The sequence below is a fragment of the Schlesneria sp. genome, assembly GCF_036405755.1.
Classification (GTDB): Bacteria; Planctomycetota; Planctomycetia; order Planctomycetales; family Planctomycetaceae; genus Schlesneria; species Schlesneria sphaerica.
Map to the genome: position 1 here is coordinate 1 of NZ_DASWWZ010000647.1, position 5,154 is coordinate 5,154.

5 protein-coding genes and 1 pseudogene are annotated in these 5,154 nt (G+C 53.7%); 4 read left to right on the forward strand and 2 right to left on the reverse strand.

The window, feature by feature from the left end; all coding sequences use genetic code 11:
- Window positions 1-643: pseudogene (locus tag VGE80_RS21460) on the reverse strand (hypothetical protein); the annotation flags it as partial.
- A 491-nt stretch (window positions 644-1,134) separates the two neighbouring features.
- Here VGE80_RS21460 and VGE80_RS21465 point away from each other — a divergent pair.
- Window positions 1,135-2,421, forward strand: a complete 1,287-nt coding sequence (locus VGE80_RS21465; RefSeq protein ID WP_373650849.1) for an outer membrane protein assembly factor BamB family protein — start codon at window positions 1,135-1,137, stop codon at window positions 2,419-2,421.
- A 52-nt stretch (window positions 2,422-2,473) separates the two neighbouring features.
- Here VGE80_RS21465 and VGE80_RS21470 read toward each other — a convergent pair whose 3' ends face one another.
- Window positions 2,474-2,629 (reverse strand): hypothetical protein, encoded by a 156-nt coding sequence (locus VGE80_RS21470; protein ID WP_440594064.1) that lies wholly within the window; start codon window positions 2,627-2,629, stop codon window positions 2,474-2,476.
- A gap of 337 nt (window positions 2,630-2,966) precedes the next feature.
- Here VGE80_RS21470 and VGE80_RS21475 point away from each other — a divergent pair, with 337 nt between their 5' ends.
- The 3 genes from VGE80_RS21475 (at window position 2,967) to VGE80_RS21485 (ending at window position 5,047) form a co-directional block, all read left to right on the forward strand.
- Entirely contained in the window at window positions 2,967-3,371 is a 405-nt protein-coding gene (locus VGE80_RS21475; protein WP_373650850.1) for an indolepyruvate ferredoxin oxidoreductase subunit alpha, read from the forward strand.
- Between the two features lie 440 nt (window positions 3,372-3,811).
- Window positions 3,812-4,558 carry a hypothetical protein gene (locus VGE80_RS21480; protein WP_440594065.1) on the forward strand — a complete coding sequence of 249 codons (747 nt, stop codon included), beginning with the start codon at window positions 3,812-3,814 and terminating at the stop codon, window positions 4,556-4,558.
- A gap of 63 nt (window positions 4,559-4,621) precedes the next feature.
- On the forward strand, window positions 4,622-5,047 hold the full coding sequence (locus tag VGE80_RS21485; RefSeq protein WP_373650852.1) for a hypothetical protein: 426 nt from the start codon (window positions 4,622-4,624) through the stop codon (window positions 5,045-5,047).
- Window positions 5,048-5,154: the final 107 nt, after the last annotated feature.

Here is a 5,154-nt window from a genome sequence, read left to right on the forward strand (position 1 = left end):
CGTCCAGCCAGCCGTACCACAGTTTAATCTTTTGAAACCATCCCCGTTCGCGTTCCAGCTCATCCGCAGTATTTTCGATGACCTCCAGTTCCTGAGGTGTGATGTACTTGTTCTTGTACTTCACGTATCCCTGCGATGTCATCAGCTCGTCTTTGTCGACCCACTGGCCCTGATGCCAGACTCGACCAAGCAGCGACTGCGCCTTGTCGTTGTCAGGGTTCAGTTCCGTCACTCGCCGCAAGTGATGTTCGCGCTGCGGAAGAAGGCCTCGCTGGCGACACCATTCCGCCAGCTCCCAATGAGCCTCTGCATCGTCCTTGATTCGTCGGGATCGTGATTCGTACTCCTCGACGATATCTGGTCTTGTCGTCACAAACTGAACCTGTTCGCTTTCGATGACAATGGTGGCACCCGTCATCGATTGCAAATGGATATTCCCCTCGCTTCCAATCCCCGCCGTGATCTTTCCGCGGACTTCGCCTCCGTTCAGCAATTTGACAAGGTCACCCTTTGCGGCGTTGGGGGCGATTAACGACCACCCCGCCAGTGTCAGTGCGACGGTGAACAGATACCGGCGGTGAGGTTGTCGCGCTCCTGCGGACAGCAAGTGCAGAGAAATCTGATATGAATAGGGGTGACTCATCTCTCACCTCCCTGAGGGACGTAGCGGCAGGGCCGGATTGGATCACTCAAGATTCTATGTCCAATTCGTTTCAGATCGCAACAGTTTGTTTGGCGTCGGAGAATTGCCGGTTACGCCCAGTCTGCGGACTCAGGTCGCGCACCGACTGACTTTTCATGAGAAGCGTTATTGTCAGCATAACCGTCTCAGGTCGGTCAAGTGATTTGACTGTTGAGTCTCCTATTGGTCGGCTCCATCTTATAGGGCGCTTGGAGAAATGAAGTGCAGTTTCCCGGAAATCAGTCGATTCAACCGCTGGCGATCAGTTTGGGTAAATCGGTAGGATAGGGGATCAGATTGGATCTTGAGCGACGATCCGACTTTCGATTCAGAATTCATATCCGACAGGGCAATTCGCCGAAGTCATGATGCTCACCGGTCCAAAGGCTGTAACAGGTTTCTGGTACTTCGACCGCCCGTAGACGTTCAAACAATCCGAAGAGAGCGAAGAGATGACGAGATCCCTGCGGGTATTGACGATGGTCGCGTTGGTGACAGTGACGGCCGCTTTGCCGGTTCACGCCCAATTGAAGGGTGATGCCCCACTTCCGACACATCAGCAGCTGACTCGGATCGGATTGGAGCGGGCCTGGTGGGGACAGGCTGTCACCAACCCTCATCGGGATAAGGTGAAGCACGTTTCGATCGACGAAACCATCGTCTACGTGCAGTCTTCGTCCGGAGTCACGACCGCTTTCGATGCAGAAAACGGCCAGCAGTTGTGGGCAGTCCAACTGGGACGCTTCGATCAGCCGAGCTTCGCAGCGATTTCAAACGAAACAGAAGCCATGATCATCGTCGGGTCGACGATGTACGGTCTTGATAAACGGACTGGCCGCACGATCTGGACTTTGGTCCTGGACGGTCAACCGTCGACCGGTCCTGCTGCTGATGATACGCAGGTCTACTATGGTACGATCGATGGAATGCTGCATGCCTACAGTCTGAGCAAAATTCAGCGGCTGTTCGAGCAGCGTCGACTCCCTCAGTGGTCACTGGAAGCCCAGGTCTGGACGTTTAAAGCGGGAAAGGAAATTACTTCCCCTCCGATTACGAACGGGCGTGTTGTTAATTTTGCGAGCCGCGATGGTTCGCTTTACTCGATCAGTGCTGCCAACCGGAAGTTGATTTATCAGTTGGAGACTGATCAGGCGATTGTGGCTCCGCTCGCATCGCACGGAAGCAACATGTTCATGGCGTCGGAGGACCTCACGTTCTTCGCATTGGACTTGTTCAAGGGGAAGATCCGGTGGGAGTTCACATCGGGTTTGCCCGTTCGAAAAGCACCTGTCGCCTTCGATAACGAACTTTACGTTATTCCAGACCGCGGTGGGCTTTACAGCCTGGATCCGAACACCGGCGATCGACGGTGGTGGAAACCAGATCTCACACACTTTATTGCCGCCACAGGAGATGCAGTCGCGGCCTCTGACGTCGATGGGAATCTGGTGATGATTTCTCGGGAGAATGGAGCAGCAATTGGTTCGCTTCCGCTCCACCGGTTTGTGGTCCGACCAAGCAACGATCGAACTGATCGCATCTACATGGCGACTGAAGCCGGACTGGTGATTTGCCTTCGGCAGACCGGACATTCGTATCCCGTCTATCATCGGTTCCCTGATCGGCTGCCGCTACTTCCGGAAATCACGCCTGAAGAGGGTGAGCAGGCCCCAGTAAAAGAACCAGTAAAAGAAGAAGCCGAATCGTCAGAAATGCCCGAAGCCGATCCCGAGCAATAGCCAGCCCGAGAGTCTGGGAATCGACTGCTGCACGAATGATAACAGCAGCGCGTCACTCGATATCGACGGTTTCATTCCAGAGCAGTCGTTGCCGCATAACGACTTTCATCGTGCTGTGGAAGTGCATGCCCAGACCCATTTTTCCTTCGCGCAGGAAAAGCGTGGTACTGAAAATCGTCGCCGGTGGGGGGCATGAAATCCTCTCCATCGGCGATTTTCATTCCAGTGAATCCTCCTTTCAGTATCACCCCGGGGCAGGCAAACGGTCGTCAATTGGCCGCTCCGGTATTCTGCGGAACCGACTGATCGATTCCAAAAGTCGAGAAACCTTGACTTGTCCCCTCGCCCTGAGATGGACAAAATCGATATAGTTGATGAATGTCGCTGCGACGCACTGTTTCAAGCCTGTGTCATTCGGCGCCGACACGCCGGGCAGGCTTTCAGTGCTTTCGGCACAACCCATCTACTCCTGTGCATTTCGTCAGAGACAAGTTTGAGTCACGACGTCAAAAACGACTGAATCCATCTGCACGAGGTACGTTGCCATGGCAAAAGCCGGTTCCCGTAAGAAGCTTCCAAAAGAAGTGGCTGTCATCAACGCAGACAATTGCACCGGCTGCGAAGCGTGTCTCGAAGTCTGCCCCGTTGACTGTATCTACAAGGTTCAGGGCGAATCGATACCAGTGCTGCAGTCCTGGTGTGAAATTGATGTCGAACGATGTGTGGGATGCGAAGTTTGTGTCCACATCCCCACGAAAAAGTCCGACCCGTACGAACTGACTGTCTGCCCTTGGGACGCGATCGAATTGGTCCCTACGATTGAAGTCGCTCAGTACGTTGCGAACAAGGGGGGGCCCCCGGATTACCTTCTTAAGAACTGGGACCGTTTGGTTGTCCCTGCTCAACGCATGGCCGAACTCGCTGCGGAACAGACGGCTGCGAAGTCCTAATCGAAGGTGTTTCTTCTCACGTGAACGTACTTCCAAGCGTTGGAAGTCAAGCGTTGGGAGTCATCCGATGCACCTCTGCGACGTCGAATTCACGCCATCGTCGCTGACTGTTGTCTGGCCACAATGAGTTGACCCGGGAGTCAAGCTGCGGGCGGATCTTCGTGTTTTACAGTTCGCTACGGGGCTGTCGGAGTGCCAATACGGTGGCCAATGGCTGTGAACGGTGAGCAATCCAGACGAGGCGAACGTGTGCACTGTCGTCTCTGATGTCAGCAGACAATCGACAATTTCAGCAGATTCCTTATTCGAAAGGTTTTGCGGAAATCATTCTCTTGCTTCCGCTTTTAATTTCGGCGACGTCCCTTCAGAATGACGCCGTAGAAAAGTAGAGCGGAAGGTCTGCTCGGCCAATTCCCGAATTCGTTAACAGGGTTACTCAGATGCGAAACGCCGCAAGCTCGTTTGGGGACTGCCCATCGTCGAATCTCTTTCTATCTGCGGGGGCGGTTTTAGGCCAGCTAAGTCTGGTTGCAATCGTCAGTCTCTTGTGGCTTAACGAAGGCATTGCTCAGGATAAGAGCGAGAAGAAGCCCGAATCCTCGGCCACTGCGCCAAACTCGGTGGAACTGGGAGACAGCCTCAAGAAGCTGAACCTTTCGGAAAAACAGCAGAGCCAGGTGAAAGAGGTCGCGGAAAAATATGACGCGGCGATCAATGCCGTCTGGAAGCAGTTCAGCGACAAATACATGCAGACGATCGCGGCGGAAATTGCACTGATGGCAGCCGTGGAAGATCGTCTCACAGAGGAGCAGCGTTCGCGAATCCAGCAGATGCGGCGTAAGATGGCTCAGCATGAAAAACTTGCAACAGCGGCATCGGATGACGCCAAAGCTCCTCGCTCAAAACCGATTGAAGGTGTGAACGACGAACTGAATGAGTCCGGTGTTTCGTTGACGGAAGAGCAGGAAGAACTGGCCGACCGTATTCAGGAAAAATACCGACCTCGTCTGCGAGCATTGAACCGTGAGATTCAGGGGCTCCATGCTCGTTTGCTCTCCCTCGAAGCCGATAAGCTGGTTTCAATCGAGAAAGTTCTGACCAAAGAACAACTGGATCAACTCCGGGAGATTCGCCAGAAGGGCCCGGTAGCCGCGAAACGTGCTCAGCCCAAAACAGAAGCAAAGTAGACAGTTCACATTTGTCGGGATGCACGCCGCAGTAATCGAAACGTCTCAGTCAGAGGTGGAGAAATGGTACAACGAGCTTTCCACTGGTCATTGATGTTCTGCGCAGTCTCCTTCTTCACGCTGTCGAGTACTGGGAACGCATACGGTCCCGGACCACGAATTGTGATGGGACCTGGCGGTTACTACAACGCGTACGGCCAAGGGGTCTACGGACAGGGTGGAGAAGTTAACGCAGTCAATAGCCCCGGCTTTCGCGGTGGTTACGGACGGAATATCAATAATTATCCCAGTTACGGATTCGGCCCTTACGGCTACGGATATACCAGTCCCGAAGCCTACAACAACGGCAACAGCCGGGCGAACTTTAATTACAATCGCACCGACGCGATGAACAACTACGGAAATGCCCAAAACAGCGGAGAAGGTTTCAACAACTTCTATAGTCCGTACGGTTGGGGCACTTACAGTCAATTTACGAACGGTTGGTAAGTCATTGAGTGCCGAGCTGAGAATGACTTGCCGTGGCATCGCAACGTGACAGATGGTGAAAGTATGGTCTGGTTCTTTTCCCTCGAAGTCGGCTGATGCGACTTCGG

Bases quoted from the DNA above. Each gene is read 5' to 3' on its own strand.
- VGE80_RS21465 (WP_373650849.1), top strand. From the start codon at position 1,135: ATGACGAGATCCCTGCGGGTATTGACGATGGTCGCGTTGGTGACAGTG.
- VGE80_RS21470 (WP_440594064.1), bottom strand. From the start codon at position 2,629: ATGGAGAGGATTTCATGCCCCCCACCGGCGACGATTTTCAGTACCACG.
- VGE80_RS21475 (WP_373650850.1), top strand. From the start codon at position 2,967: ATGGCAAAAGCCGGTTCCCGTAAGAAGCTTCCAAAAGAAGTGGCTGTC.
- VGE80_RS21480 (WP_440594065.1), top strand. From the start codon at position 3,812: ATGCGAAACGCCGCAAGCTCGTTTGGGGACTGCCCATCGTCGAATCTC.
- VGE80_RS21485 (WP_373650852.1), top strand. From the start codon at position 4,622: ATGGTACAACGAGCTTTCCACTGGTCATTGATGTTCTGCGCAGTCTCC.